At 39.5% G+C, this 3,978-nt stretch carries 5 protein-coding genes and 1 pseudogene; all 6 read left to right on the top strand.

Features of this window, described 5'->3' with window-relative positions; all coding sequences use genetic code 11:
- Positions 1–275: bluetail domain-containing putative surface protein (locus FJR06_RS11480; RefSeq protein ID WP_305791094.1), on the top strand; the 275-nt coding region annotated here is incomplete at its 5' end.
- Between the two features lie 403 nt (positions 276–678).
- A complete protein-coding gene (locus FJR06_RS11475; RefSeq protein WP_015081487.1) occupies positions 679–1,041 on the top strand; it encodes an NAD(P)H-quinone oxidoreductase subunit 3 in 363 nt (120 codons plus the stop codon).
- Entirely contained in the window at positions 1,032–1,769 is a 738-nt protein-coding gene (locus FJR06_RS11470; protein WP_015081488.1) for an NADH dehydrogenase subunit K, read from the top strand. Before FJR06_RS11475 ends, FJR06_RS11470 begins: the two co-directional genes overlap by 10 nt.
- Positions 1,762–2,289 carry an NAD(P)H-quinone oxidoreductase subunit J gene (locus FJR06_RS11465; RefSeq protein ID WP_015081489.1) on the top strand — a complete coding sequence of 176 codons (528 nt, stop codon included), beginning with the start codon at positions 1,762–1,764 and terminating at the stop codon, positions 2,287–2,289. Before FJR06_RS11470 ends, FJR06_RS11465 begins: the two co-directional genes overlap by 8 nt.
- Before the next feature lie 588 nt (positions 2,290–2,877).
- Entirely contained in the window at positions 2,878–3,630 is a 753-nt protein-coding gene (locus FJR06_RS11460; RefSeq protein WP_015081490.1) for a Uma2 family endonuclease, read from the top strand.
- Positions 3,631–3,835: 205 nt separating this feature from the next.
- Positions 3,836–3,978, top strand: a pseudogene (locus tag FJR06_RS24345) (RNA-guided endonuclease TnpB family protein); the annotation flags it as partial.

Here is a 3,978-nt window from a genome sequence, read left to right as displayed (position 1 = left end):
ACGCCACCACAGGTAATGATTTATTCCGTGTTTCTACCGCACGAGCCGGATTTGTGAATGTGGGCGCAGTTAATACCCTGGATGCTGCTGGTATCGTAGCAAAATTAACTGCGGCAGCCTTTGGGTCAAATTTTGCGGCTCAATTCAGTTTTGGACAAAAAACCTTTGTGGCTATTAATGATGCAACAGCAGGGTTTAATGCGGCTAATGATGCCATTATTGAAGTTACGGGTTTAACCGGAACATTGAATGTCAATCATTTTGTGATTGTTTAGAGGATATTCAGCAAGTCAAACTTCCTACTGTTAATTAACCAAAACGGTTGGGACATGGACTTTGACAAAATTACGAAAAACCTAGATTTGTAGGGGTTTAGCAGTGCTAAACCCTTACCCACAGAATCAAATGATTAAGCCGTGTTGAGTATAAATAGTTCGACTTGTTTATAAGTGCTTAGAAACTGAGGTTAATAATCAAAAGGATTCAAATATACTGAGATCACCGACTTTTTAGAAAAGTCAGGGATCTCAATACAAATTCGAGAAAGCCCTAAAAGATATAATGTAAAAGAACATGATCCATATATTGCAGTGAACAGTTATCAGTAAACGCCTGTCAAGCTATAACTCTGATAACTGATAGCTTATTCCCTTACACCATTAGCGGTAGAAAAACATTGTGTTTGTTCTTAGCGGTTACGAGTACCTTCTAGGCTTTTTTCTCCTGTGTAGCCTAGTTCCAGTCCTAGCACTGTCAGCCTCAAAAATTCTTAGACCCACTGGTAACAGTCTGGAAAGACGCACAACTTACGAATGCGGACTAGAACCCATTGGCGGAGCTTGGATTCAGTTCAACATTCGTTACTATATGTTTGCTCTGGTCTTCGTTGTCTTTGACGTAGAAACAGTATTTTTGTATCCTTGGGCAGTTGCATTTAACCGTTTGGGTTTATTGGCATTTATCGAAGCCCTAGTCTTTATTTCGATTCTTATCATCGCCTTAGTTTACGCATGGCGCAAAGGAGCTTTGGAATGGTCTTAAATTCTAATATCATCACCCCAGACAAAGAACAAATCATCAACCCCATTCAACGGCCGACAGTTACCCATGAACTGTCAGAAAACGTCATTTTAACCACCGTTGATGACCTTTACAACTGGGCGCGACTTTCTAGTTTGTGGCCTTTACTGTTTGGTACAGCTTGCTGCTTCATTGAATTTGCGGCATTAATCGGCTCTCGCTTCGACTTTGACCGTTTTGGGTTAATTCCTCGTTGTAGCCCCCGACAAGCCGATTTAATCATCACTGCGGGAACAATTACCATGAAGATGGCTCCCCAATTGGTGCGTCTTTATGAACAAATGCCCGAACCCAAGTATGTGATTGCCATGGGCGCTTGTACAATTACTGGGGGAATGTTTAGCGTTGACTCACCTACCGCAGTGCGCGGAGTTGATAAGCTGATTCCTGTAGATGTATATTTGCCTGGTTGTCCTCCCCGTCCAGAAGCGATTATTGACGCAATTATTAAACTGCGGAAAAAAATTGCCAACGAGTCTATGCAGGAACGGGATAACATCAAGCAAGTTCACCGCTACTACAGTACAACTCATAATATGAAGCCAGTTCCCGAAATATTAACTGGTAAATATATGCAGTCAGAAACCCGCTTCAATCCCCCCAAAGAATTGACGGAAGCAATTGGTATGGCTGTACCCCCAGGATTGTTGACAGCAAAGACACAGAAGGAGGAACAAGCACGTGGCTGAAGAAGAATCCAAACCAGTTCCCGTAGCGGAAGCACCTCTAGTTAAACCCGGTAAAGTTTCCCAATGGTTAGGGTCAAATGGCTTTTTCCATGAGTTTCTAGAACTTGACGCTAACGGAGTAGAAATAATTAAAGTCCCCGCAGATTTTCTACTGCCTATTTCTACAGCTTTGTATGCCTATGGGTTTAATTATCTCCAATTTCAGGGAGGAATTGACTTAGGTGCAGGAGAAGAATTGGTAAGTGTTTATCATTTACTTAAAGTTAGTGATAATGCTGACCGTCCTGAAGAAATCAGGGTGAAAGTGTTTTTACCCAGAGAAAATCCCTCTTTGCCTTCAGTTTACTGGATTTGGAAAACAGCAGACTGGCAAGAACGGGAAAGCTATGATATGTATGGCATCATCTATGAAGGTCATCCTAACTTAAAACGGATTTTGATGCCAGAAGATTGGGTAGGTTGGCCTTTACGTAAAGATTACATCTCACCTGATTTTTATGAGTTACAAAATGCTTATTAAGGATTGCTGGAATTGAGTTTTCAGTAGTGACAATTAACCCCTTTCCAGTTGTGGAGAGGGGTTTAAGTTATAAGTCTTTATTTGTGTAATAGTGAATTATAAATAATTATCCAAGCATCAATTAATGTAATTATAAGTTAAGAATTTTAGGGACTTTCAAGAAATAAATTATCCTGATTAACGAACCACAGAGGCGCAGAGGACACAGAGGAATAAGGGTTTGAGAGATTTTTGCATTAGGTTGTTGAGTATTTTTTTTATTTGGAAGTCCCTTAGTTATAATAAAAAATATAAATGCTGGTTAATTAAGAGTTAGAGATAGGTAAAATATCATGTTAAAAATACAACCTCCAACCATAATTGATTTTTATCCTTTAATAGCTGCTAAAGATAAGGATGATACAGCAAATTGTCATCAAACGTGCTACAGGTGGAAAGGGTTAAACCCATTACTAAACTTCGTTTGGCAATTAATTATTTTAGTAAAATTTCTAATTTATAAGGATGGTTAAATGAACAATAATAAATGCTGTAATGGCAATAACTGGTTAAACTAGAATTTACAACCTGAATACAGGAAAACCCATCATGATCATTGCTACCCAAGCATACCAAATCACTTGGGAAAAACTACCCGATGATTACATTCTCCCAGATGATCCAGTGGACAACATCTATCAACCAGCCCAAGCCTCTGCCCTGACTGAAAGCCTCCAACTAGCTGGTAAACTTCCCCCCAGTTGCCTCACAACGACTAACTACGGTATCTGTGCCACCGTAAATGGCAAAATTGTCATTAAAGCTCCTGATTGGGCTTATATCCCGGAAATTCGCGGCACTAAAAAAGAAGTCTTTCGTAGTTATACACCCCAACTCCAGGGAGATATTCCAGTTATCGTTATGGAATTTATTTCTGATACAGACGGAACAGAATATTCCATTAAACCAACTTATCCTCCAGGAAAATGGTTTTTCTATGAAAAAATCTTAAAAATACCCAATTACGCTATTTTTGAACCCGATAACGGTAGTTTAGAATTTTACCAGCTAAACTCTAATACAGGTTTGTACACTTTGCAAAATCCTCACGAAAACCAACTTTACTGGATAGAAGAAATGAATCTTTATCTGGGAGTGTGGGAAGGTACAAGAGAAAACCTAACTGGTAAATGGTTAAGATTGTGGGACGAACAGGGAAATTTATTGTTGTGGAGTTCAGAGTTAGTAGAACAAAAACGACAAGAGATAGAACAAGAAAAACAACGCGCAGAACAGGAAACACAGCGTGCTGAAAGACTAGCTGCACAATTAAGAGCATTAGGTATCGAACCAGAAAACTAAAAGTAGGGTGGGACTCGCCCACCTTATAAGAGACTAGGCTGAAAACCCTTGAAGTTGAGTTTTGGAGCGTGGCGGAAAAACTCAACTGTCCTTTAGGCAAGGGATGAAAGCCAGATAGAGGCTTCAGCCTCCACAGAAAGTTTTTCTCGTTGACAAAATTATAATATATGAGTTAGCATAATTTTGTGGTGTTTAGGTCGAAACCATGATAATTTACGAGTTCAAAGTTAAAGGAAAAGATAGGCAGTATCGCGCAATAGACGAGGCTATTCGTGCATCTCAGTTCATCCAAAACAAATGTTTAAGGTATTGGATGGATAATAAAGGTGCGACGAAATATGATCTCAA

It is taken from the genome of Dolichospermum sp. UHCC 0352 (genome assembly GCF_009711925.1).
In the GTDB taxonomy this organism is placed as follows: domain Bacteria; phylum Cyanobacteriota; class Cyanobacteriia; order Cyanobacteriales; family Nostocaceae; genus Dolichospermum; species Dolichospermum lemmermannii.
The sequence above is the reverse complement of the archived record's forward strand: the minus strand, read 5'-3'. Positions and strand labels throughout refer to the sequence as shown.

What these genes read in the sequence shown, in the direction of transcription:
- FJR06_RS11460 (WP_015081490.1), top strand. Translation starts at nt 2,878, where the DNA reads ATGATCATTGCTACCCAAGCATACCAAATCACTTGGGAAAAACTACCC.
- FJR06_RS11470 (WP_015081488.1), top strand. Translation starts at nt 1,032, where the DNA reads ATGGTCTTAAATTCTAATATCATCACCCCAGACAAAGAACAAATCATC.